We start from the raw sequence: 24,161 nt of genomic DNA, 5'->3' as shown, positions 1-24,161 counted from the left end.
TGAGGCCGTCTCACCGGCCGGGCGGGCCGGCTCGGCGGTCAGGTGGCCGCCGCCGGGTCGGCCGACGGAAGCGTGACCGTCACCTCCAGGCCGCCGCCGGGCTGGGCGACCGCCTTCACCGTGCCGCCGTGCGCGTCGCTGACGGCCCGCACGATCGACAGGCCGAGACCGGAGCCGCGCGCGCCGGTGCGTTCCTGGCCGCCGCGCCGGAACGGTTCGAACAGCCCGGGTACGTCGGCCGGGGCGACCTCGAAGCCGGTGTTCCCCACCACCAGCCAGGACCGCTCGCCGTCGGTGCCGGTGCGTACCCAGATCCGGCCGTGCAGGTGGTTGTAGCGGACCGCGTTCTCCACCAGGTTGCCGGCGAGCCGGTCCAGCAGGCCCGGGTCGCCGACCACCGGCGCCGGGCGCAGCGAGGTGTGCACCTTCAGGCCGATGCGCTCGACCTCCCGGGAGACCGCGGAGAGGGCGTTGGCGGTGCCGATGGCGAGGTCCGACTCGGCGCGCCGGCCCAGCCGCCGGCCGGTCTGTGCCTCGCTGCGCGCCAGGACCAGCAGCGCGTCGACCAGGCCGTTGGCGCGCTCCGAGGCGTCGCGCACCACGCCGGCCATGCGGCGGTACTCGGCGAGGTCGGCGTCGTCGTCGCTGAGCGTCACGTCGATTTCGGTACGCATCACCGCCAGCGGCGTCCGCAGCTCGTGCGAGGCGTTCGCGACGAACCGTTTCTGCGCCTCGAAGGCGCCGCTGATCCGGTCGAGCATCGCGTCGAACGTCTCGGCCAGCTCGGCCACCTCGTCGTCGGCGCCGGACCAGCCGATCCGCTCGTCGAGCGTGGCCTCGCCGAGCCGGCGGGCGGTGGCGGTGACCTGGTGCAGCGGGCGCAGCGCCCGCCCGGCCACCAGGTACGCCCCGGCCACCCCGACCACGCTGATCGCCGCCAGCGCGAGCAGCCCCTTGACCAGCAGTTCCTGCGACGCCGCGTCGACGAGCTGCCGCTGCCACTCCCCGGCGTCGAGGGTGCGCCCGTCGCTGAGCACCACTGTGGTGCCGGGTAGCAGCTCGTCGGTGGGGCGCAGCGCGTCGCGGACCAGCAGCCAGGCCAGCAGCACCAGGATCGCCCCGGCGCCGACCAGCAGCACGCCGTTGAGCAGGGTCAGCCGCAGCCGCAGCGTCGGCCGTACCCGGCGCGTGGCCGGCGCGCTCACTGCCGTACCCCACCGATGCGGTACCCCGCGCCCACGACCGTGTCGATGAGCGGCGGATCGCCGAGCTTCTTGCGCAGTGTCATCACGGTGACCCGGACGATAGTGGTGAACGGGTCGGTGTTGGCGTCCCACACCCGTTCCAGCAGTTCCTCGCTGGACACCACCGCGCCGCGCGCCTTGAGCAGTTCGGCGAGCACGCCGAACTCCTTGTTGGTGAGGTCGAGCGGCACGTCGCCCCGGCTCACCACCCGGCGGGCCGGGTCGAGCACCAGATCGGCCACCTCCAGCACCGGCGGCGCGGCCGGGGTGGCGCGGCGGCCGAGCGCCTGCACCCGGGCCACCAGCTCGTCGAACGCGAAGGGCTTGGCCAGGTAGTCGTCGGCGCCGAGCTGCAGCCCCTCCACCCGGTCGGCGACGGTGCCGCTGGCGGTCAGCATCAGCACCCGGGTCAGCGCGCCGGAGGTGGCCAGGTCGGCGCAGATCCGGTCGCCGTGCACGCCGGGCAGGTCACGGTCCAGGATCACCACGTCGTAGCGGGTGACGAACGCCGCCTCGTGCCCGGCGTCGCCGTCGTAGGCGACGTCCACAGCCATGCCGCGCTTGCGCAGCCCGCGCGCGATCGCGTCGGCGAGGTTGCGCTCGTCCTCGACCACCAGTACCCGCATCCCGGCCTCCCACCTCGTGACCCCTGACAACCTAGTGCGGCAGGCAAAACCGGCAGCCGCAGGAGCCGACGGCCACCGGCACGCGGATCACGATTGTCACTCGCCGTAACACCGAGGACGATTCGGCGTGGTATCACGCACCGTGATGTAGGCCCACAGGGCACATCGAACGCCCCGTCGATTCGAATCGCCTTGACCAGGGGAAACAGCCGACCGCTCCGCAGCGCCGGAGATACCGCTGCGCGGTGACTCTGCCGGGGTCGGGCTGCAACCACGGTCCGTGACCGCGGGGCGGGTCGGTGGGTTACGGCCCACGGCGCGTGCGGCCGTTGCAGAAAACCTTCGGGTACGCGATGCTCGGCGGCGATGATCGACACGCACTCCAGCCGGCTGCCACGTCCGTGCCGGGCGGGTTCCCGATGACCGGCCGCGACATCGCGTACCGCCGGTTCCGCTTCCCGGCGGACCGCGACCTGGGTCGTGTGGACGGGCTGCGCGACGGGCCGGACGGGCTCACGCCCGACGGCGCGGCCGGCCCGGTCGCGCACACCGACCCGCACTCCGGGACCACAGCCGAGTACGCGGCCGGCACCTGGACCTCCCCAGTGACGTCCGCCGGCTTCGGCGTCACCGAGCTGGTGCCCTCGTGGACCGCCGACACCCCGCCCGGCTGCTGGCTGCGGGTCGAGCTGCGCGGCTGGGCCGGCGGCACTGCCACCACCGGCTGGTACGACCTGGGCCACTGGGGGGCCGACGACAGCGCCGTGCACCGCGCCTCGGTACCCGGGCAGGAGGACGACCGGGCGCGGGTCGCCGCGGACACGCTGCGGGTGACCGGCGCGACGGTGACCGGCTGGCAGGTCCGGGTGACCCTGCTGCGCCGCCTCGACGCGCCCGACGGCCCGGTGCTGCGCACGGTGGGCGTGGTCGCCTCGGCCGACCCGCCCACCGGCACGGAGGCCACGGGCGCCGGGGATGCGCGCGCGTGGGGGCGGGTGCTGGACGTGCCGCGTTACGCGCAGCGGCTGCACGCCGCCGGGGAGACCCGCTGGGGTGGCGGCGGCGACTCCTGGTGCAGCCCCACCTGCGTGTCGATGGTGCTCGACTTCTGGGACGCCGGCCCCGCCCCGGACCGGTACGCCTGGGTGGCGCCGCCCGGCCCCCGCCCGCAGGTGGTGCACGCCGCCCGGCACTGCTACGACCACGCCTACGGCGGGCCGGGCAACTGGCCGTTCAACACCGCGTACGCGGCGACGCACGGGGTGGACGCCTTCGTCACCCGGCTGCGCTCGCTGGCCGAGGCGGAACTGTTCGTGGCCGCCGGCATCCCGCTGATCGTCTCGGCCGCGTTCACCGCCGGTCAGGTACCCGGACTGGACTACGACACCCGGGGACACCTCATGGTGCTGGCCGGTTTCACCGCCGACGGCGACCCGGTACTGAACGACCCGTACGCGCCGGACGACGAGCGGGTCCGCCGCACCGTGCCGCGCGCGCCGTTCGAGCGCGCCTGGCAGGTGGGCAGCGGCGGGATCGCGTACGTGCTGCGGCCCGAGTCGACGCCGCTGCCGCCGGCCCCGGCGCAGGCCAACTGGTGATCAGCGCCCGGCCGGCCAGATCGCCATGCCACCGGTCGGGCGCAGGCACACCAGTTGCGTACCCGTGTCCGCGCACTCGGACCAGGCGCCGGGCAGGATCCCCCGGATCCGCACCTGCCCGGCCGCCACGTCGAGCGCGCCGACCAGCGTGCGGTCCTCGGTGAGCGTGCGCAGCCCGAGCAGCGGCCCGGACGGGAGGTCGTTGCCGGAGACGCGCCAGCGGCCCAGCCGGGCCAGCACGCGGCCGGTCGGCGGGTCCAGCGCCGACAGTTCCAGTTCCTCCCCGACGCCGCGTTCGGCCGCGATGAGCCGGTCGCCGACCGGTCCCATCCCCAGCCAGCGCTCGTCCGTCCAGGCCGGACGGCCGGTGGCCGGGTCGAGGGCCTGCGCGCCGCCCACCTGGTCGCGCAGGCACACCATCCCGGCGCAGTCGGCGAACCAGAGCCCGGCGCGGGAGCCGACCGGCAGGCTCCACCGCTCGTCGAGCCGGTCCAGGCCGTACCCGGTGACAGTGCCCCGGGCGTCCTCGACCAGCAGGAGGTCGGCCACGACCTGCGCGTACCGGTAGGCGGCGCGATCGGCCGCGGGCGCCACCCGGCCGGTGTGCGCGACCGCGCCGGAGTCCGCGTCGTACACGGTCACCCGGCCCTGCGGGGTGACCAGCACGAGTTGCGTCACCCCGTGGTCGTCGCGGCGGTACCCCACCTCCTGGCCGGGTACGGGCAGCGTCCACCGCACCTCGCCGGAGGCCGGGTCCACGGCCCGCACTGTGCCCGCACCGGGCGGGCGGGGGTTCTCCAGCAGCAGCCCGCCTGACGCGGTCCGGACCGGGTAGCCGGGTTGCCGCCAGCGCAGCGTGCCGGTGGCCGGGTCGAGCATCGCCGACACGGAGTCGCCGTCCCCGGCCGGGCTGCTCGTCACCAGCAGTCCCCCGGCCACTGCGGTGAGGCCGAGCACGTGGTCGCCGTCGGTCAGCGCGAACCGCCACGCCGGGTCCCCACCGGGCAGCCGGTACGCGGCGACCACCCGCCCACCCCGGCCGATCGCGCCCGGGCCGTCGGCCACCACCACGCGGTCCGGCAGGACCACGAACGCCGCGCCCTGCGGGGCGGGCACCCGGATCGGCTCGGGCCGTCGCGGCGGCCCGGCGGCAGCGGTGACCACGAGCAGCACCAGGCAGCCGAGCAGCGCCACCCGCGCGGTGGGGCCCGGCGGCCGGCGGGGCGGTGCGGCGACCGGCTCGTCGGCGGACTCGCCGTGCCGCATCTCCCCCAGCTCGATCACCGGGCTCACGTCAGCCGCCGCACCATGTAGTCGCCACCGGGCCGGCGGCAGACCAGAAGCGTCACGCCGGTGGTGCAGTCGGTGCCGGTGAGCGCGCCCCGGATCGAGGGCGCATCGCCGGACAGTCCCACCTCGGCCAGGGGCCGTCTGCCGCCGCCCAGCGGCCGTGTCGCCAGCAGCGGCCCGCCCGACTCGTGCTGCGGGACCGGTCTCCAGCCGCCCAGGTCGGCGATCAGCCGCCCGTCGTCCTGGTCGAGCACCGCCAGGCCGTCGTCGCTGGCGGTGTCGGGGACGCCGACGAGCAGCCGCCCGCCACGCTCCGCCGCCACGCCCGCCCACCGGTCCACGTTCCAGCGCACGGCGCCGGTCGCCGGGTCGAGCGCGGTCATCCCGCCGGCCGGCCCGACGGCGCAGAGCAGGGCGCCGCAACCCTCGACGTGGCCGACGAGCTTCCGCGCGACGGTCCAGCGCGACCGGAGCGTGCCCAGGTCGTACGCCTCGATGGCCCCGTCGCCGTCGCGGAACTCCAGCAGCAGCCCGCGGGCGATCTGCAACCGGCGCGGGCCGGGCCGTCGTACCGGGTACAGGTCGCGGGCCACGAGCCGCGCGCCGGTGCGCACGTCCACGACCACCGTCTCCCCGGTCGCCGGGGACAACACCATGCGTACCGGCCCGGCCGGCTCGGCGTCGAACCCCAGCGCGCCCGTCATGGGCGCCGTCCACACCGTACGGCCGTCGGCCGGGTCCAGCCCTCCGATCGACGTCGTGGTGTCGGATGCGGCCGACTGGATCAGCAGCACCCGGCCCACCGCGAACGCGATCCCGGGCCGGCGCCAGACGTCCGCGCCGGTGGCCGCGTCGTACGTGATTGTCTGCCAGTCCGTGTCGTCGACGCCCCGGCCGGCCACGATCACCCGGTCGTCCTGCTCCCACACCGACACGGCGGTGCCCACGCCGGGTAGCGGGCTGCGCCACCGCTCCCGGTCGCCCCGGTACGCGAGGAGTTCCCGCCCGCCGCCGGCGCCTGCGCGGTCCGGCCGTACCACGTACACCACGTCGCCGGAGACGAACACGGCCGATCCCAGCCCGCCGGGCAGCGTCCACTCGGCCGGACCTCGCGGCGGCGTCGCGGCGGTGAGCGTGAGCAACGCCACCAACAGCACCACGAGAAGGCGGAACGGCCGTCCGACGGCACGCGGGGGGCGGGGCACCGGGCCGGGCGGTGCGTCGTCGCGCAGCTCCCCCAGATCGATGACGGTCACGACCATCCTCTCCCGCGCGCCGAGCCGCCGCCCGACCGTGACCGGCCGTGTGACGAACCGCCTGTACGATGGCGCGTCGTGGCCGTGCCCGTGGTGGACCCCTCGTTGAACCCCTCGCCCGTCGAGGCGGACGCCGTCGTGGCCGACCCGCCACGCCGAGCACGTCGCCGGCCGGCCCGCGCCGACGTGCTGGCCATCGGAGCCTATGTGTTGCTCGGCGTTCTCGTCTGCCTCAACTACTGGGGCGACGTCGAGAACCGGGTCTCCTCGCACCTGCCCACCGACCACAGCTGGTTCGAGTGGCTGTTCGCGCACGGCGCGTACTCGGTGCAGCACCTGGAGAACCCGCTTTTCACCACCCGGCAGAACGCGCCGGACGGGGTGAACATGATGGCGAACACCTCGCTGCTCGGGGTGACGCTGCCGCTGGCGCCGCTGACGCTGCTGCTCGGCCCGCAGGTGATGTACGCGCTCTACCTGGGCGCCGCGCTGTCCGCGACCGCGGCAACGTCGTACTGGGTGCTGTCCCGGCACCTGGTCCGGTCCCGGGCCGGGGCGTTCGTCGGCGGCGCGTTCCTCGGTTTCGCGCCGGGCATCGTGCACCACGCCAACGGCCAGCCCAACTTCGTGTCGAACTTCCTGCTGCCGCTGATCGTGGCCCGGGTGCTGCGGCTGGGCGAGCCGGGCCGCTGGCGGCGCAACGGGCCGGCGCTCGGGTTGCTGGTCGCGTACCAGATCTTCATCAACGAGGAGATGCTGCTGCTGACCGCGCTGGCCTGCCTGGTCGTCGTGGTGGCGTACGCGGTGCAGCGGCCCCGCGCGGCCCGCGAGCGGGCCGGGTCGTTCGTGGCCGCGCTCGGTCTCGGCGGCGGCCTGGCGCTGCTGCTGACCGCGTACCCGATCTGGTTCCAGTTCAACGGCCCGCAGTCCTACCGCGGGTTGCAGGGCGGCGTCTTCCACAACTGGGGCGAGGACCTGGTCGCCTTCGTCACGTTCGCCCGGGACACGATCGCCGGTGACGAGGCGGTGGAGAAGACCATCGGGCTGACCGAGCAGAACACCTGGTTCGGCTGGCCGCTGGTGCTGGTGGCGCTGGCCGCGCTGGTGCTGCTGGTCCGCCGGTCGGTGCCGGCGCGGATCCTGGCCGTGCTGGTGGTGCTGTTCACGATCGCCTCGATCGGCCCGGTCGTCCGGTTCAACGGCGCGGAGACCGACATCGACGGCCCGTGGGCGTACGTGCCGGACGACCTGCCGCTGGTCGAGATGATGATGCCGACGCGGTTGAGCCTGGTCGTGGTGGCCGCCGTCGGTGTCCTGCTCGCCCTGGCGTGGGACGCGCTGGCCGGTGCCGGCCGCCCGCCGGTGCCCGCCCCCCGCTCCGGCGCCGACGACGGCGGAGACGACGACGGTGACGGCGGGACGGCCGCGCGCGAAACGCGCCGCCGGGTGCTGCGCCTGGCCGGGCTCGTGGCCATCGCCGCCGCCGTGCTGCCGCTGATCCCGCGTCCGCTGCCGGCCGAGCGGATCGACCCGCCGCCGCACTTCATCACCGCGGGCGGCTGGCGGCCGTACGTGCCGGAGGGCCGTACGCTCGTGCCGGTGCCGATCCCGAGCAACGTCCACGGGCTGCACACGCTGCGCTGGAGCGCGCTGACCGGGCACGAGTTCCCGATCCCGGGTGGCTACTTCATCGGCCCGAACGAGCGCGGCGAGGGCGTGTTCGGCGCTCCGAACCGGCCCACCAGCACGCTCATCTACTCCACGATGGACGCGAACGAGGTTCCGGAGATCACCGAGGAGAACCGCCGCCAAGCCGTGGACGACCTGCGCTTCTGGCGGGCCTCGGTGGTGGTGCTCGGGGCCGGCCCGCGTGAGGCGGTGCTGCGCGACCTGATGGCCGAGCTGCTCGGCCCGCCGCAGCGGGTCGACGACGTGTGGATCTGGGACGTCCGCGACCGGGTGTGACTCCGCGCCGGTCAGCCGACGAGCGGGCGGACGTCCCACAGGTGTCCGCCGGGCACGTCCCGGCCGGGGCCGACCAACAGGTCCACTGTGGCGCGTACCGGGTCGCCGGGTGACGAGTCGCCCTGCACGAGTGCCGCCGCGCGCCAGTGCCGCAGGTCGTCGACCGCCTGCCGGCGTTCCGTCTCGCCGACCGGCGGCACCCGGCCGGTCTCGGCGGCCCGGCGCAGCAGCAGCGACGTGGGCCGGTCCGGCGCGCCCCAGCGGGCCGCCGGGTCGCCGGCCGAGCGCGGGCCGATGAAGTAGCCGCCCGGCGCGTCGAACGCCAGCCCGGTGCGCGCCGACCAGAACATGGCGGGGCTGACCGCCGCCCCGGTCACCGGCGGCACCGGCACCAGCGTCCGGCCCGCCGGCACGTACTCCCGCCAGCCGCCGCCGGACACCACGGCCGGGACCGGCGCGACCGGCACCGTGCGGATCGGCGTCGGCGCCAGCGGCAGCAGCGCCGCGGCGACCGCGCCGGCCCACGGCGCCCAGGTGCGGACGCCGCCGTGCCGGACCCGGTCCAGCGCGAGCGCCAGCAGCACCCCGAGCACCGGTACGCAGACCAGCGCGAACCGCGCCGGCACCACCAGGTCCAGCAGCGGCACCCCGGCGAGCAGACGGTACGGGCCGGGCAGCCCGGTGTCGTGCCGGTTCACCACCATCGGGGAACCGAGCGACAGCAGCGCGAACAGCAGGCCGCACGCGGCGAGCGCGCGCACCAGCGGCCGCCGCCACAGCCGCACCACCACGAGGACGGCCAGCAGCGGCAGGAACGGGCCGAAGAACGAGTTCTGCTCGGTCGGGTTCGGCGACAGCAGCCCGGCCCGGCGGGCGTCCCCGACGACGCTCTGCCGGGCGGTGGTGACGAACGAGACCACGTCCAGCCGGTAGCCCTCGGTGTGGAACGGCATCCCCCGGTAGTGGCCCGGCCCGGCGAACTGGAACCACAGGGGGTACGCCAGCAGCACGCCCGCCACCAGCGCGCCGACGCCCAGCCGGCGGGCCACCACCGGTGCCAGGCGGCGGGCGGCGGCCCGGTCGGCGAGCGCGTACGCCCCGGCGAACACCCCGGCTGCGAGCGCCAGGAAGACCAGCACCTCCTCGCCGAGGAACACCTGGTACGCGACGGCGAGCCCGAGCAGCACGCCGTCGCGCCGGACCCGATCGCCGGCCGGGCGGAACACCAGCGCGAGGATCACCGGCACCAGGAACTGCGCGGCCATGTGCAGGTGCGCCCCGGCCTGCGCCACCATGCCCGGGGCGAAGCCGCAGAACAGGCCGCCCACCGCGGCGGCGGCCCGGGAGCGGACCAGCCGGCGGGCGAGCAGCGCGTACCAGGCGGTGGCGGTGCCGGCGAGGCTGAGCGTCACGGCGACGAGGAAGGCCGCCTGGGAGCCGAAGACGACGGTGACCGGGGTGAGCGGCACGCCCAGTCCGAGCACCGACGTGTTCGCCATCAGGTTCACCCCGTCCGGGGCGTTCAGCGCGCCGCTGTACAGCGGGTTCTCGCCGCCGGTGACCGCGCGGGCGGCCCGGGCCAGCATCCACTCGAACAGCATCTGGTCGCCGGCCTGGTGGAACAGCCGTTCCGGCCGGCGCCACTGGCCGGTGGTGAGCAGGACGGCGAGACCGAGGTAGCCGGCCACCACCAGCACGTCGACCGGGCGGGGCCGGCGGCGGCGGGGCGCGGGGGCGGGGACCGCCGGTTCGGTCAGGCGGACCGGCTGGTCAGTTTCCGCACGTCCCACAGCCACACGTCCAGCTCCTGCCGTCCGGGGCCGACCAGCTGCTCCACGGTGCGGCGCAGCGGCTCGGCGTTCTGCTCGTCGCGCGGCAGCACCACCACCGCCGCGTTCCAGTGCCGCAGCTCGTCCAGGTAGCGGCGCCGCTGGCGGTCGTCCAGCTTCGGCGTGCGGCCGGTGGACGATACCTCCCGCAGCATCTCGCCGATGCCGCTGGGGCGGCCGCCGAAGCGCCCGGGGTCGCCGGTGACGCCGTTGCGCGGCGCGAGGAAGTAGCCGCCGGGGATCTTGAAGTCGAGGTTGGTGCTGGCCGCCCAGCGCATCGGGTCGGTGTTGCCCATCGCGGGCACCGGCACGGAGACGAGCGTCTGATCCGGACCGACGTACTTGCGCCACCTGTCGGCGGTGATGAACTCCGGCACCGGCTCCCGCGTGGTGACCTGCAACGGCATCGGCGCGATCGGCAGCAGCGCGAGGACCAGGCCCGCGGCGGTGAGCTTGCGGGCGGTCCGCCGGTCCACGCCGCGCAGCGCCCAGGCGCGCCGGACCGCGTACGCGAGCAGGATCGCCACCGTCACGCCGGTGATCAGGCCGAATCGGGTCGGCACCACGGCGTCGAGCAGCGGCAGCCGTACCAGCAGCTCCCACGGGCCGGTGGCGATCTCCCGGTCCCACCAGGAGATCCGCTCGCCGAGGGAGAGCACGGCGAAGAACAGCCCGGTGGCGGCGAGCGCGCGGACGATCACGTCCCGCCGCAGCCACACCACGATGCCCACGACGAGCAGCGACAGGCTCCAGCCGAAGAACGCGTTCTCCTCCGAGTAGTTCGGCGCGAGGTTGACGTTGGCGCGCTCGTTGCCGCCGAACGTGGGCGAGCCGGGGGCGAAGAACGCGGCGATGTCGTTGCCGTAGTCGCGCACCGCGTCGCTGAGCCCGTGGTACGCCATCGGGCCGGCGAACTGCACCCACAGCGGGTACGCCAGCAGCGCCCCGGCCAGCGCCGCGCAGACCGCCAGCCCGGCGCCGAGCGGTCGCCACGCGGTGCTCCACCGCTCCCGCTGCTGCACCACCACGGCGATCAGGAACACGCCCAGCGCGAGCGCGGTGAAGAGCAGGATCTCCTCGTTGATGAACGCCTGCGCGGTGACCAGCAGCGCCAGCAGCACGCCGTCGCGGACCGGCCGGGCTGACCGGGTCAGCACCAGCACCCGCCACACGATGAACGGCAGCAGGAACTGGCTGATGATGTTCGGGTGCCAGTTGGCGTGCGACAGCATGGCCGGTGAGAAGCCGCAGAACCAGGCCGCCACGGCGGCGGCCGGGCGGTGCCGGATCAGGTGCCGGGACAGCACCCGGTACCAGGCGGCGGCGGTGCCGGCCAGGCCGAGCGTGACCAGCGTGACGAAGGAGACCGCCGGTCCGAACAGGAGGGTCACCGGCACCATCGGGATGCCGAGCGCCAGGATGGCGGTGTTCGCCATCAGGTTCACGCCGTCGGGGTAGTTGAACTGCTCGGTGAAGAACGGGAACTCGCCGTGCAGCACCACCCGTACCGAGTGGGCCAGGAAGAACTGCACCTGCGCCGGGTCGCTGCTGTAGAGCGCGGCGACCCGCCCGGCCGGGTCGACCCAGATGCCGCTGGTGACCCAGATCGCGGCGAGCAGGAATCCGCCGTACACGGTGAGGTCGATCCGGCGGCGCGTCCACCGCCACCGGCGCGCGCGCCGTGCGCCCGGCGCCTCCGGCTCGGCCGGCGCTTCGGGCGGGGTGGTGGTCGCCGGCTCCGGCTCGGCGGTGATGGTGACCGATGGTGGGTCCAGGGTGACGGCGCGGTGGCCCGTCGGTGCGGCGGCGTCCGGCGTCGAGGCGCCGCGGGTCTCGGCAGGCGTCACAGTCGGCGGAGTCTACCGGAGCCGGATATTGGTACCCGAATCGCCCGTCACGTTCCGCAGTGGCCGATCGGCCGAAAGGGTGAGCCGGGCGCGGCCGGGTGACCGGCCGTCTCGTACCATGTGGGCTTCCGACCGACGACCGGCGAGGGGATCAGGGTGCTTTCAGCCCGCCGAGGCGCTACGACGGGCATCGCACTGGCAGCTCTGCTGCTGGTCACGGCCGGTTGCGGACCGGTCGCCGAGCGGCGGCCGGCGGACCTGCGGGTCGGCTACGACAGTCTGGACGGCACCCTCGCGGTGTGGCCGCCGCGCGGCAGCCTGGCCCGCGACGCCGCGGCCACCGCCGCGATCACCACAGCGGTACGCGACTGGCGCTCCCCGGTGGACGACCGGGTGCACGTGCCCACGTCCGGCATCCTCTTCTCCGGTCAGGTCGCCGGGTCGGCGCTCGCGCTGGTCGCCGCCGACGTGCCCGGTGACGCCGCCTCGTGGCTGCTGCAACTCGACCGGGACGGGCAGCGCTGGCGGGTCGTCCACGCCACCGAGTACACCGACCCCGGCTACCTGGTCTACTCCGACGTGCTGCCGGTGCGGGAGCCGTCCGGCCGCCGCTACCTCACCTCGGCCCGCGTCGAACGCCTGACCGGCCCCGACGGCAAGGTGCTCGGCGGCACCGACGGCGTCAGCGACCCGGTCGCCGTACCGGCCTGCCGGGCCGTCGAACTGACCGCGACGCTGCGGGCCACGCCGTCGCTGCCGCGCGGCCGGGCCGCGGACCGCGTCCTCGACCTGGGTACGGCCACCGAAGCGCCCCGCTACCCCCTGGTACGCGACGAGACGGGTGCCGGGAAGCGCGCGCTGACCGGGCTGGACACCTGTGTGCTCGCCGGTGAGCGGGGCCCGTTCGGCAGTGTGCCGCGCCGCATCGGCGACCGGGAGGCGCCCCGCTCCGCGCCGGAGTCCTGGCCGATGGCGAAGATCGCGACGCGTTCGCTCGGTTCGGTGGCCCTCGGTGACGGGGAGCCGGGCGAGTTGGAGCAGCTCAGCTGGGAGACGCCGGGCGCGACCATGACGGCGGTGGTCTACCGGCCCGCCGACGGCGGCACCCCGGTGGTCTCCCCCGCCGACCGGTCCACCACGCTTCAGGCGTACCACCTGCCGATGCCGGGCCGGCCGCTGGCGGTGCTGTCCTGGCGTACCCGGGACGCCTCGTTCTCCGCCCCGCCCGGCACGACGCGTCTGGTGGACCGTCCCGGCCTGGTGGTGGTGGAGCACACCGACCAGAGGCAGACGTTCAGCCTGGCCGGCACCGAGAAGACCTGGTACCGCTCCCTCCCCACCCCCTGACCGGCCCCCGTGGTCGGCCCACCCCGTCGATCATGAAGTTGACCGCGACAAACCGGACACGAACCACCGCCAACCTCATGATCACCCCACCGGGTCAACGGGGGCTGAGTTGCATGCCCAGGTAGGGGGTCTCGGCTGGGCCGGGGCGGGAGGTGCCGTCGGGGCGCCAGCCGTGGCGGGTGTAGAACGCGCGAGCCCGGGTGTTGCGCTCCCACACCTCCAGCACGCCCAGCACCAGCCCCTCGTCCGCCAGGTGACGCACGAACTGCGCGTGCAGCGCACTGCCCACGCCTCGGCTCCAGCGCTGCGGGTCGACGTGGATCTGGTAGAGCTGCGCCGTCGTCCGCGGATCCAGGTCGGACGAGTGCGGCGGCCCCACGGCCAGCACACCGGCCAGGGCGCCGTCCACGATGGCGACTCGCACCCGCTTGTGCGCCGAGCTGATCGCCGCCGCCCAGCCCTCCCGCTGCTCCCGGGCCAGCTCCGGAGTGAGGATCTCCCCGACCGGCAGCCCACCGGCCCCGTAGTAGGCCACCCGCGCCCGGCTGTGCAGCCCGACGATCCCCGAGAGATCCCCCAACCCAGCCTCGCGAATCTCCACAACACCCTCCCTCGACCCCAGACACCCCGCGATCTTGCGGTTGCGGCCCTCCTTTATCGGGCGAAACCGACATCAGGAGGGCCGCAAGTGCAAGATCGACGAGTCAGGCGGGGCGGTGGCTCAGCTCTGGGCTCGGGCTCCGTTCGTGGCCGGGTCCACCGGGGCGGCGTCCAGGCCGGAGATCCAGCCGGTGACGTCGCGCGCCACGTCCTGCGCGGTCAGCCGCAGATCGGCCAGGATCTGCGCGCGGGTGCCGTGCGGGTGCCAGTCGGCCGGTACGCCCATGTCCTTGACCGGTACGCGGACGTCGGCGTCGCGCATCGCCTGGGCGAGCGCGGAACCGACGCCACCGATGCGTACGCCGTCCTCCACGGTGACCACGAGCCGGTGCGCGGACGCCAGCTCGACCAGTTCGGCCGGCACCGGGCGCACCCAGCGCGGGTCGACCACAGTCACGCCGTAGCCCTGCTCGGCGACCCGGGCGGCGACCTCGACGCCGAGGCCGGCGAACGAGCCGACCGCTACCAGCAGTACGTCGGTACGCGCCGACTCGGCCAGCACGTCGACCGGGCCGACCCGGCGTACCGCCGGCAGGTCGGCGGCGACGGTGCCGGTCGGGAAGCGCAGGATGGTCGGGCCGTCGTCCACGGCGACCGCCTCGCGCAGCTCCTCGCGCAGCGTGGCCGAGTCGCGGGGCGCGGCGATCCGCAGGCCGGGCACCACACCGAAGACCGACATGTCCCAGATGCCGTAGTGGCTGGGCCCATCCGGGCCGGTGATGCCGGCCCGGTCCAGCACGAACGTGACGGGCAGCTTGTGCATGGCCACGTCCAGCAGGACCTGGTCGAACGCGCGGTTGAGGAACGTGGCGTAGACCGCCACGACCGGGTGCAGCCCGCCCATCGCCAGGCCGGCGGCGGAGGTGGCGGCGTGCTGCTCGGCGATGCCCACGTCGTACACCCGCTCCGGGTACTTGCGGGCGAGCGTGGCGATGCCGGTGGGCTCGGCCATGGCGGCGGTGATGCCGACCACGTCGGGGCGCTCGTCGGCGATCGCGACCAGCTCGTCGGCGAAGACGTTCGTCCACTTCACCGACGGCACGGCGAGCAGCTTGCCGGTCTCGGCGTCGAACGCGCCGGGGCCGTGCAGGCAGTCGGCCTCGTCGTCCTCGGCGGGGCGGTAGCCGTAGCCCTTGCGGGTGACCGCGTGCACGATCACCGGGCCGCCGAAGTTCTTCGCGGCGCGCAGTGCCGCCTCGACCGCCGGCACGTCGTGGCCGTCGACCGGGCCGACGTACTTGATGCCGAGGTCCTCGAACATGGCCTGCGGGGCGACCGCGTCCTTGATGCCCTTCTTGACCGCATGCAGCACCTCGTACATCGGCTTGCCGACGAACGGCGTGTTGCCCAGCGCGTCCTTGACCGTGTCGAGCACCTTCTCGTAGCCGGGGTTGAGCCGCAGCGACGACAGGTGGTCGGCGAGGCCGCCGATGGTCGGCGAGTAGGACCGGCCGTTGTCGTTGACGACGATCACCAGCGGGTTGCCGGCGGTCGCGATGTTGTTCAACGCCTCCCAGCACATGCCGCCGGTGAGCGCGCCGTCGCCGACCACGGCGACCACCGAGCGCTTCTCGCCGCGCAGCGCGTACGCCTTCGCGAGGCCGTCGGCGTACGACAGGGCGGTCGAGGCGTGCGAGTTCTCGATCAGGTCGTGCTCGCTCTCCGCCTGGCTGGGGTAGCCGGAGAGGCCACCACGCTGGCGGAGCTTGTCGAAGCCCTCCTGCCGGCCGGTGAGGATCTTGTGCACGTACGCCTGGTGGCCGGTGTCGAAGAGGAGCCGGTCACGCGGGGAGTCGAAGACCCGGTGCATCGCCAGGGTCAGCTCGACCACACCGAGGTTGGGGCCGACGTGGCCGCCGGTGCGGGAGACCTTGGCGATCAGGAAGTCACGGATCTCGGCGGCGAGGATGTCCAGCTGCTCGGCGGTCATCCGCTTCACGTCCTGCGGGCCGCGGACGGTGCCCAGCAGCCGACCGTGGTTGGCCGTGCCCTCTTCAACACTCATGACCGGAGAGTCTATCGGCCGCGGAACAGTCCGCAGCCCGGCCGTGCATCGACCCAGGTCAGGCGTCGACCACCAGCCGCCGGGGCGCGGGTGGGCGGGGCGCTGTGACGGACGGGCCCGCCGGGGTCCAGGAGCCGAGCACGGCGGCCCGGGACGCCCCGGTCACCGAGGGCACCGCGCCCGGCAGCCCGTGCCAGGACAGCCAGCCCAGCAGCGCGAACGCGTACGCCTCCTTGGCCTGGGCCGGTACGCCCAGCTCGTCGGTGGTGCGCAGCCGCCAGCGTCCCGCACCCAGGGCGGCCAGCCGTGCCCGGAGTGTGGGATTGCGCACTCCCCCGCCGGCGGCCACCACCTCGGTGACCCGGTGCCGGTCGCAGGCGTCGGCCACCGTGCGGGCGGTCAGCTCGGTGAGCGTGGCCAGCACGTCGTCGGCGGCCACCGGCTCGCCCAGCCCGGTCAGCGCGGCGTCCAGGTAGCCACCGTGGAACAGCTCCTTACCGGTCGACTTGGGCGGCGGCGCGGCGTAGTACGGCTCGGCGAGCAGCCGGGCCAGCAGCGCCTCGTGCACCCGCCCGGCAGCGGCGCGGGCGCCGTCGGCGTCGCACGGCCGGTCCAGGAAACGCCGGGCGGCGGCGTCCAGCAGCGCGTTGGCCGGGCCCACGTCGTACCCGAGGACGGGGGCGCCGGGCGCGACCACCGTCAGGTTCGCGATCCCGCCGAGGTTCAACGCGGCGCGGGGTGCAGCACCAGCGGCCGGGTCGAGCAGCAGCGCGTCGAACGCCGGGACCAGCGGCGCGCCCTGGCCGCCTGCGGCGACGTCCGCCGAGCGCAGGTCGTGCAGCACCGGTACGCCCACCCGGGCGGCCACCCGGGCCGGCGCGCCGAGCTGGAGCGTGCCGCGCACCCGGCCGTCCTCGACCCAGTGGAAGACCGTCTGCCCGGGCGACACGACCGCGTCGGCGGTGCCCCCGGCCAGCTCGACGCCGGCCGCGGCCGCCTCGGCGAACACCTCGCCGAGCCGGTTGTCCAGCCGGCAGACCGCCTCGATCGTGGTGGCCGCCGGGGGCAGCAGCGCGGCGATCTCGGCCCGCAGGTCGTCCGGGTACGCCAGCTCGCGGTGCCCGAGCGGGCGCAGCCGCAGCGTGTCGCCGTCGGCGGTGAACTCGGCGGCCACCACGTCCACCCCGTCGTAGGAGGTGCCCGACATCAGCCCGACGATCTTCATCGGGTCAGGCTAGCCAGGCAGGAACAGGCCCACCAGCTCCACGTGCTGGGTCATCGGGAACAGGTCGAAGCCGCGCAGCGCGGCCAGCCGCCAGCCCTCCTGGGCGAACGTGCGCACGTCCCGGGCGAACGCGGCCGGGTCGCAGGCCACGTAGGCGACAGCGCGCGGCCCGGCGCCCGCCACCGCACGGACCACCGGCGCGCCCGCGCCGGAGCGCGGCGGGTCGAGCACCACGAGGTCGACCGGTCCGGTGATCCGGCGCCGGGACAGCGCCGCCTCCACCCGCGCGGCGACCACCTCGACGGCGCGCAGGTCGGCCAGGTTCTGCCGGGCCGCGGCCACCCCGTCCGGCGCCGACTCGACGAGCGTCACTCGGGCCCCGTCGACCCGTTCGGCGAGCGCGGCGGCGAACAGGCCGGCCCCGCCGTACAGGTCCCAGGCCGTCTCACCGGGCCGCGGGTCGAGCAGGTCGAGGACCGCGCCGGTCAGCGCGTCCGCCGCGGCCGGGTGCACCTGCCAGAACCCGGAGGCGGGCAGCGTGAAGGACCGCCCGGCCGCCGTCTCCCGGACCCGCTCCGGCCCGCTCACCGCCGTCGGAACCCCATCGGTGTACGCGACCACGGCGACGTCCCCGCCGGTGCTGGCGACCGTCTCCACCGCGTCGGCGTCGGGCCAGCGGGCACCGGTGGGCGGTAGCACCGGCAGGTCCTGGATCGCCGGGTGTGCGATCAGGCACCTGTCGATCGGCACCACCTCGTGCGAGCGGTGCTTGAGCAGCCCGGCCCGGCCGGCCGCGTCGACCGCGTAGCGGACCCGGGAGCGCCAGCCCAGCGGCCCGCCGGGCAGCGCCTCGACGTGGACGCCGAGCGCGTCGATCTGCTCCGCGGTGAGTCCCCCCAGCCGGGTGAGCTGCTCACGCACCACTGCGAGCTTCCAGTCGAGCTGGGCGGCCGGGGCGACGTGCTGGAGGTCGCAGCCGCCGCACCGGCCCGGCCGGGCGTACGGGCACGGCGGGGTGACCCGGTCCGGTGCGGCGTCCAGGATCTCCACCGCGTCGGCGCGGGCGAAGCCCCGGTGCAGCTCGGTCACCTCGGCGACCACCCGCTCGCCGGGCAGCGCGTGCCGGACGAAGACCACCTGCCCGCCGACGCGGGCCACGCAGTGCCCGCCCGGCGCGACCGCGTCGACTGTCAGCTCGACCCGCTCGGCCTCCTCCAGCCCGGGCCGCTGCGCCGTCGGCACAGGAACGGGACGCTCGTCGGCGCTCACGATCGCTCCTCCCGTTCGGCGGAGGGCGCGGACGGCGTGGACGCCACCGGCGGCGGCAGCGTGCTCTGCGGTGCCACCCGGGGGCCGCGCGCCGGTCCCCGGCTCAACGTGGCGTCCAGCCGGTCCAGGTTCTTGCTGGCGGTGGACGCGAGCTGCCACGGCACGCTGGTCACCATCACGCCCGGCTCGAACAGCAGCCGCCCCTTGAGCCGCAGCGCGCTCTGGTTGTGCAGAAGGTTCTCCCACCAGCGGCCCACCACGTACTCGGGGATGAAGACGGTGACCACGTCGCGCGGCGACTCCCGGCGCACCGACGCGACGAAGTTGAGGATCGGGCGGGTGATCTCCCGGTACGGGGAGTCGATCACGGTGAGCGGCACCGGCAGCTCGCGGCGCTCCCAGTCGGCCTGGAGATCGCGGGTGTCCTGCTCGTCCACGTTCACGGTGACGGCGGTGAGCGTGTCCGGCCGGGTGGCCCGGGCGTACGCGACGGCCCGCAGCGTCGGCTTGTGCAGCTTGCTGACCAGCACGATGGCGTGGTTGCGGGCCGGCAGGACGCCGCGCTGCTCGGTCGGTTCCAGTTCCTCGGCGATCCGGTCGTAGTGCCGGCGGATGCCGAGCATCACCACGTACATCACGGCCATCGCGACGATCGCGATCCACGCCCCGAGCAGGAACTTCGTGGCCAGCACGATGATCAGCACGACGCCGGTCATGACCATGCCGAACGTGTTGATCGCCCGGGAGCGGACCATCCGCCGGCGCGCCTCCGGGTCGCGCTCGCGGCGCAGGTGCCGGTTCCAGTGCCGGATCATGCCGGCCTGGGAGAGCGTGAACGAGACGAACACCCCGACGATGTAGAGCTGGATGAGCTTCGTCACCTCGGCCTGGAAACCGACGATCAGCACGATCGCGAAGACGGCCAGGAAGAGGATGCCGTTGGAGAACGCCAGCCGGTCGCCGCGGGTGTGCAGCTGGCGGGGCAGGTAGCGGTCCTGCGCGAGGATCGAGCCGAGCACCGGGAAGCCGTTGAAGGCGGTGTTGGCGGCCAGGAACAGGATCAGCGCGGTCATCCCGGCGACCACGTAGAGCAGCACCGAGCCGCCGCCGAACACGGTCTCGCCGAGCTGGGTGGTGACCGTCTTCTGCACGTACCCGTCCGGGCCGGAGACGATCTGCCTGCCCGGGTCCTCGACGAACTGCAGGCCGGTGAGGCGGGCCAGCCAGATGATGCCGACCAGCATCGCCACCGCGATGCCGCCGAGCAGCAGCAGCGTGGTCGCCGCGTTCTTCGACTTCGGGCTCTTGAACGCCGGTACGCCGTTGGAGATCGCCTCCACGCCGGTGAGCGCGGCGCAGCCGGAGGAGAACGTGCGCAGCAGCAGGAACACCAGCGCGAACCCGGTGACGCTGTGCTCGGCCTGGATCTCCAGGCCGGCGCTCGGCGCGCGCAGGTCGTCGCCGAGCACGAAGATGCGGACCAGGCCGGTCAGCAGCATGCCGCCGATGACGATCACGAAGCCGTACGTGGGGATGGCGAAGGCGGTGCCGGACTCGCGCAGGCCGCGCAGGTTGATCGCGGTGAGCAGCACCACCGCGCTGACCGCGATGAGCACCTTGTGGGTCGCCACGAACGGCACCACCGAGCCGAGGTTCGCCACGCCGGAGGAGACCGAGACGGCGACGGTGAGCACGTAGTCGACGAGCAGCGCGCTCGCCACCGCCAGGCCGGCCTTGGGACCGAGGTTGACCGTCGCCACCTCGTAGTCGCCGCCGCCGGAGGGGTAGGCGTGCACGTTCTGCCGGTAGCTCGCCACCACGGTCAGCATGACCACGACGACCGCGAGCGCCACCCACGGCGAGAAGAAGAACGCCGAGGCACCGGCGATGGACAGCGTCAGGAGGATCTCGTCCGGGGCGTACGCCACGCTGGAGAGCGCATCCGAGGCGAAGACCGGCAGCGCGATGCGCTTCGGCAGCAGGGTGTGCTGGAGGCGGTCGGACCGGAACGGTCGACCGAGGAGGAGTCGCTTCAGCAGCGAGGTGGGTCGGGCCACAACCGCCAAGCGTACGACCACCGGGTCCGGGGCGCGGGGGTGGTCGATCTCCCCCGCGTGCGGCCGCGCGGTACGGTTCGGTCCCCCGTCCCGTGGGAGGACGTGGCAGGCTCGCAGGGTCGGCGGGCGGCGCCGTGGGAGGAGCGGACACCGTGCATGTGGTGATCATGGGCTGCGGCCGGGTCGGGTCGACCCTGGCCCACAGCCTGGAGTCGCGTGGGCACTCGGTGGCGGTGATCGACCAGGACGCGGACGCGTTCCGCCGTCTCGGGCCGGACTTCGCCGGCATCACGGTCACCGGTGCGGGCTTCGACGGCGAGGTGCTGCGCCAGGCCGGCATCGAGCGGGCCGACGCGTTCGCGGCGGTGTCCAGCGGCGACAACTCCAACATCATCTCGGCCCGGCTGGCGCGGGAGACGTTCGGCGTGTCCCGGGTCGCCGCCCGCATCTACGACCAGCGCCGCGCCCAGGTCTACGAGCGGCTCGGCATCCCGACCGTGGCGACCGTCCGGTGGACCGCCGACCGGATGCTGCGCCACCTGGTCCCCGAGGGCAACGTGGAGATCTTCCGCGACCCGACGAGCACCGTCTCGATCATCGAGGTTCCGGTGCACAAGGACTGGATCGGCCGGCCGCTGCGGCAGCTGGAGCAGGCCGTCGGCGCCCGGGTGGCCTACCTGAACCGGTTCGGGATCGGCACCCTGCCCACCACCTCCACGGTGATCCAGGAGGGCGACCAGGTCTACATGCTGGTGACCGACGACATCAACGGCCCGGTCACGTCGGTGGCGGCGGCGCCGCCGGAAGGGGGGCACTGAGCCATGCGGATCGCCATCGCCGGCGCCGGCAACGTCGGCCGCTCGATCGCCCAGGAGCTGATCGACAACGGCCACCAGGTGATGCTGATCGAGCGGCAGCCGAAGATGCTGCGGCCCGACCGGGTGCCGGCCGCCGACTGGGTGCTCGCCGACGCGTGCGAGCTGGCCAGCCTGGAGGAGGCCGACGTGGCCGGGTGCGACGTGGTGGTGGCCGCCACCGGCGACGACAAGGTCAACCTGGTGGTGTCGCTGCTGGCCAAGACCGAGTTCGCGGTGCCCCGCGTGGTCGCCCGGGTCAACCGGGCGGAGAACGAGTGGCTGTTCACCGAGCAGTGGGGCGTGGACGTCGCGGTGAGCAAGCCGCGGGTGATGGCGGCGCTGGTCGAGGAGGCGGTCACCGTCGGCGACCTGGTCCGGCTGATGACGTTCCGCCAGGGCGAGGCGAACCTGGTCGAGATCACGTTGCCGCCGACAGCGCCCTACGTGGGGCAGCCGATCCACGCGGTGCCGATCCCCCGGGACGCGGCGCTGGTGGCGATCGTGCGCGGCAAGCGGGTGCTGGTGCCCACCCCGGACGACCCGATCGAGGCCGGCGACGAGCTGGTGTTCGTCTGCACCACCGCGGTGGAGGACGACGTGCGGACGGTCATCCTCGGCCCGGCCAGCGCGGACCGGCACCGCGACCGCGCCTGAGGCGGCCTCAGGAGCCGGGTAGCGGGGTGGGCGCGGTCTCCCGGGTGACCCGGCGCACCACCCACACCGTGATCAGCAGCAGCAGCGCGTACGGCGGGTAGCCCAGGGCGAGCCGGGCCACGCCGAGCGCGGTGTCCTGGTGGGCCAGGTAGAGCCCGGCCTGTACGCCGACCTTGGCCAGCCAGACCACGCCCCAGAGCACGGTGAGCTGGGTGAAGGTGCGGACCAGCTTGGGGTCGTCGCGCCACTCGGAGCGGCCCTTGGCCACCAGCACCGACCAGATCCAGCCGACCAACGGCTGCCGGATCGCGGCCGACAGCAGCAGCGCCAGGCCGTACCCGATGCCGTAGAGGATGCCCGGCAGGTAGAAGTCGCGCTCGTCGCCGGTGCGCAGCGCCAGCAACGCGCCGATGCCGACGCCGAACAGCCCGTTGACGGCGTGCCGCACCGGCTTGCGCTGGGCCAGCCGCAGCCCGGCGATCAGCAGCGCCACCGCCACCGAGGCGTACACCGCGGGGCGCAGCTCGCCGATCACGTTGGCGATCACGAAGACCACCACCGGGATGCTCGACTCGACCAGCCCGCGCCATCCGCCGAGCTGGTCGGCCATCTGCTCGGCGAGGCTGGGCAGCCGCTCCTCGTCCTGCGGGCCGAGGCCCGACGGGGTGTGCTGCTGTCCGGTCGTCACTTCGGCGACTCCAGCTCGTAGTACGGGTTGTAGATCACCTTGCGGTCGTCACGCACCGCCACCCGGCCGCGCGCGGTCAGGTGCCGGCCCGGCTCGATCCCGGCGATGTGCCGGCGGCCCAGCCAGACCAGCGTCACCACGTCGTTGCCGTCGTAGAGGTCGGCCTCCAGCGTGGGCAGGTTCGTGCGGGGCGTGTAGACGACGGTACGCAGCCTTCCGGCCACCGACACCACCTGACCCCTGTTGCACTGGTGGGCGGGCGTGCCGCCGGACTCGGCGCTCTCCCGGCGCAGCTCCTGCGCCTCGATCTCGGCCTCGCTCGCGGTGAGCCGGTGCAGGAGCCGCCGCAGCGACCCCCGGCTCTCGTCGGTCGTCATGACCTCCGCGTCACCCTCTCCACAGCGGGGCCCCGCGGGCGGCGGAACCGTCCCGCCAGCGTACGCCGGTGTGGCCCGCCGGCGGGAGCGGCGTGTCGCGCGTACCGCCGCCGGCGAACCGGACACGGCGCGGGCCCGGCGCCGATCGGCGCCGGGCCCGGGCACGTGTGGCTCAGACCTCCTGCTGGTCGGCGGCCTGCTGCTCGGCGACCTCGCGGGGCAGCCGCAGCGGCAGCGGCTCGCGCACCGGCTTGGCCTCCTGCCCGCGGTCGACGACCAGGCCGTCCAGGCAGGCCGCGAGCGGGCCGGCCGCGGCCGGGTCGGTGGCGGCCGCGCCCTGGAAGACGCCACGCACCATCCAGCGCGGGCCGTCGATGCCGACGAACCGCAGGTCGGTCGGCCCGTCCGGGGTACCCACGCGGGCGCGCAGCTCGGGCCCGTGCTCGCCCTCGACCTCCCGGGCGGTCGCGCCGTCGTTCACGAGCGACTGGCGGATCTCCTCGCGCACCTCGTCCCAGATGCCCTCGGACCGGGGCGCGGCGAAGACGCCGAGCTGGAGCGCGTTCTGCCCGTGCACGAGCACGACCTGCTGGATCACGCCCTGCGGGTCGGCCTGGACCCGCACCTCGACGTCCGGCACCGCCGGGATCTGCAGGCTGCCCAGGTCGAGGCGAGGCGCGTCCGGCGCCTCGCTGACGTCGTACGGGCCGCGGTCCGGCGCCGACGGGGTCTCCTCGGCGTCGAGGACCCCATTGTCACGCGCCTCGTCGGCCCGCTTCCGGGAGAAGATCACTGCGCCCACCCTCCGCTGTTCACACTCACCCTGCCACCTCTTCGCTCTGCCCGCCGGACGGCGCCGGGACCAACCCGGCGTGCCCGCCGGTGGATCCGTGCCCGCCCGTGCCACGCCGGGACCCGGGCAGCTCGGCCACCGGCCGGAACTCGGCCCGGGCGACCCGCTGGACCACGAGCTGCGCGATGCGGTCACCCCGGCTGATCCTGGCCGGTGTGTCCCGGTCGTGGTTGATCAGGTTGACCAGGATCTCACCCCGGTAGCCGGCGTCGACCGTACCGGGCGCGTTGAGCACCGTCACGCCGAGTCTGGCCGCGAGTCCGGATCGGGGGTGCACCAGCCCGACGTAGCCGTCCGGCAGCGCCACCGCCACGCCGGTGGGGACCAGGGCCCGGCCGCCGGGGGGCAGCTCGACGTCTGCGGCGGCCACCAGGTCCGCCCCGGCGTCGCCGGGATGGGCGTACGCCGGCAGTGGCAGCTCCGGGTCGAGCAGCCGCACGGGCACGGGTACGACATCTGTCACGGTCATCCTCTTCCGTCCGGTCCTGCGGGGTGCCCCTGCCATCCTGCCGGT

Annotated in this window: 20 protein-coding genes; 5 read left to right on the top strand and 15 right to left on the bottom strand. The window is 74.5% G+C overall.

The genetic code is table 11. The features are described from left to right. Window positions 1-38: 38 nt before the first annotated feature. Window positions 39-1,205: a cell wall metabolism sensor histidine kinase WalK gene (locus IRY44_RS27035; protein WP_194803014.1), complete on the bottom strand. Its 1,167-nt coding sequence runs from the start codon at window positions 1,203-1,205 to the stop codon at window positions 39-41. Continuing rightward, window positions 1,202-1,870: a response regulator transcription factor gene (locus IRY44_RS27030; protein WP_194803013.1), complete on the bottom strand. Its 669-nt coding sequence runs from the start codon at window positions 1,868-1,870 to the stop codon at window positions 1,202-1,204. Before IRY44_RS27030 ends, IRY44_RS27035 begins: the two co-directional genes overlap by 4 nt. Window positions 1,871-2,289: 419 nt before the next feature. Between IRY44_RS27030 and IRY44_RS27025 the strand changes: the two genes are divergently transcribed. Then, the gene (locus IRY44_RS27025) at window positions 2,290-3,468 is read left to right on the top strand and encodes a peptidase C39 family protein (RefSeq protein WP_228532876.1); all 1,179 of its coding nucleotides are present in this window, start codon (window positions 2,290-2,292) and stop codon (window positions 3,466-3,468) included. Here the strand turns inward: IRY44_RS27025 and IRY44_RS27020 are convergent, their stop codons facing one another. Then, complete coding sequence (locus IRY44_RS27020) at window positions 3,469-4,761, bottom strand: PQQ-binding-like beta-propeller repeat protein (RefSeq protein ID WP_194803012.1); 1,293 nt, start codon at window positions 4,759-4,761, stop codon at window positions 3,469-3,471. Next, the gene (locus tag IRY44_RS27015; protein ID WP_228532875.1) at window positions 4,758-6,020 is read right to left on the bottom strand and encodes a PQQ-binding-like beta-propeller repeat protein; all 1,263 of its coding nucleotides are present in this window, start codon (window positions 6,018-6,020) and stop codon (window positions 4,758-4,760) included. Before IRY44_RS27015 ends, IRY44_RS27020 begins: the two co-directional genes overlap by 4 nt. Window positions 6,021-6,092: 72 nt before the next feature. Between IRY44_RS27015 and IRY44_RS27010 the strand changes: the two genes are divergently transcribed. After that, window positions 6,093-7,979 carry a hypothetical protein gene (locus IRY44_RS27010; protein WP_370585023.1) on the top strand — a complete coding sequence of 629 codons (1,887 nt, stop codon included), beginning with the start codon at window positions 6,093-6,095 and terminating at the stop codon, window positions 7,977-7,979. 11 nt (window positions 7,980-7,990) lie between these two features. On the opposite strand, the gene IRY44_RS27005 is transcribed toward IRY44_RS27010, so the two are convergent. Together IRY44_RS27005 and IRY44_RS27000 are read right to left on the bottom strand one after the other, a co-directional pair. Next, the gene (locus tag IRY44_RS27005; protein WP_194803010.1) at window positions 7,991-9,775 is read right to left on the bottom strand and encodes a hypothetical protein; all 1,785 of its coding nucleotides are present in this window, start codon (window positions 9,773-9,775) and stop codon (window positions 7,991-7,993) included. Beyond that, on the bottom strand, window positions 9,733-11,562 hold the full coding sequence (locus IRY44_RS27000; protein ID WP_370585025.1) for a hypothetical protein: 1,830 nt from the start codon (window positions 11,560-11,562) through the stop codon (window positions 9,733-9,735). The genes IRY44_RS27005 and IRY44_RS27000 overlap by 43 nt, the downstream gene beginning before the upstream one ends. Window positions 11,563-11,811: 249 nt before the next feature. On the opposite strand from IRY44_RS27000, the gene IRY44_RS26995 reads away from it, so the two are divergent. Further along, the gene (locus tag IRY44_RS26995) at window positions 11,812-13,002 is read left to right on the top strand and encodes a hypothetical protein (protein ID WP_194803008.1); all 1,191 of its coding nucleotides are present in this window, start codon (window positions 11,812-11,814) and stop codon (window positions 13,000-13,002) included. 94 nt (window positions 13,003-13,096) lie between these two features. Here the strand turns inward: IRY44_RS26995 and IRY44_RS26990 are convergent, their stop codons facing one another. The 5 genes from IRY44_RS26990 to IRY44_RS26970 all read right to left on the bottom strand — a co-directional run bounded on the left by IRY44_RS26990 (window position 13,097) and on the right by IRY44_RS26970 (window position 20,218). Continuing rightward, complete coding sequence (locus IRY44_RS26990; RefSeq protein WP_370585022.1) at window positions 13,097-13,603, bottom strand: N-acetyltransferase family protein; 507 nt, start codon at window positions 13,601-13,603, stop codon at window positions 13,097-13,099. A 120-nt stretch (window positions 13,604-13,723) separates the two neighbouring features. Next, entirely contained in the window at window positions 13,724-15,667 is a 1,944-nt protein-coding gene (gene dxs / locus IRY44_RS26985) for a 1-deoxy-D-xylulose-5-phosphate synthase (protein ID WP_194803007.1), read from the bottom strand. 58 nt (window positions 15,668-15,725) lie between these two features. Then, window positions 15,726-16,892: an anhydro-N-acetylmuramic acid kinase gene (locus tag IRY44_RS26980; RefSeq protein WP_194803006.1), complete on the bottom strand. Its 1,167-nt coding sequence runs from the start codon at window positions 16,890-16,892 to the stop codon at window positions 15,726-15,728. Window positions 16,893-16,901: 9 nt separating this feature from the next. After that, the gene (locus tag IRY44_RS26975) at window positions 16,902-18,161 is read right to left on the bottom strand and encodes a class I SAM-dependent RNA methyltransferase (protein ID WP_269696353.1); all 1,260 of its coding nucleotides are present in this window, start codon (window positions 18,159-18,161) and stop codon (window positions 16,902-16,904) included. Continuing rightward, window positions 18,158-20,218, bottom strand: coding sequence for an APC family permease (locus IRY44_RS26970; RefSeq protein WP_194803005.1), 2,061 nt, complete (start codon window positions 20,216-20,218; stop codon window positions 18,158-18,160). Before IRY44_RS26970 ends, IRY44_RS26975 begins: the two co-directional genes overlap by 4 nt. Window positions 20,219-20,370: 152 nt before the next feature. On the opposite strand from IRY44_RS26970, the gene IRY44_RS26965 reads away from it, so the two are divergent. Then, the gene (locus IRY44_RS26965; protein ID WP_194803004.1) at window positions 20,371-21,036 is read left to right on the top strand and encodes a TrkA family potassium uptake protein; all 666 of its coding nucleotides are present in this window, start codon (window positions 20,371-20,373) and stop codon (window positions 21,034-21,036) included. 3 nt (window positions 21,037-21,039) lie between these two features. Next, entirely contained in the window at window positions 21,040-21,729 is a 690-nt protein-coding gene (locus IRY44_RS26960) for a TrkA family potassium uptake protein (RefSeq protein ID WP_194803003.1), read from the top strand. Window positions 21,730-21,736: 7 nt separating this feature from the next. Here IRY44_RS26960 and IRY44_RS26955 read toward each other — a convergent pair whose 3' ends face one another. From IRY44_RS26955 to dut, 4 genes are all read right to left on the bottom strand, one after another. Then, window positions 21,737-22,417 carry a DUF3159 domain-containing protein gene (locus IRY44_RS26955; RefSeq protein WP_194803002.1) on the bottom strand — a complete coding sequence of 227 codons (681 nt, stop codon included), beginning with the start codon at window positions 22,415-22,417 and terminating at the stop codon, window positions 21,737-21,739. Further along, complete coding sequence (locus tag IRY44_RS26950; RefSeq protein WP_013284795.1) at window positions 22,414-22,794, bottom strand: OB-fold nucleic acid binding domain-containing protein; 381 nt, start codon at window positions 22,792-22,794, stop codon at window positions 22,414-22,416. Before IRY44_RS26950 ends, IRY44_RS26955 begins: the two co-directional genes overlap by 4 nt. A 172-nt stretch (window positions 22,795-22,966) precedes the next feature. Beyond that, on the bottom strand, window positions 22,967-23,587 hold the full coding sequence (locus tag IRY44_RS26945; RefSeq protein ID WP_194803001.1) for a DUF3710 domain-containing protein: 621 nt from the start codon (window positions 23,585-23,587) through the stop codon (window positions 22,967-22,969). 25 nt (window positions 23,588-23,612) lie between these two features. Further along, a complete protein-coding gene (gene dut, locus IRY44_RS26940) occupies window positions 23,613-24,110 on the bottom strand; it encodes a dUTP diphosphatase (protein WP_181726802.1) in 498 nt (165 codons plus the stop codon). Between the last annotated feature and the right edge of the window lie 51 nt (window positions 24,111-24,161).

It is taken from the genome of Micromonospora sp. ANENR4 (assembly GCF_015354395.1).
GTDB classification, from domain to species: Bacteria; Actinomycetota; Actinomycetes; order Mycobacteriales; family Micromonosporaceae; genus Micromonospora; species Micromonospora aurantiaca.
This window is presented reverse-complemented; position numbering and strand designations above follow the sequence as displayed.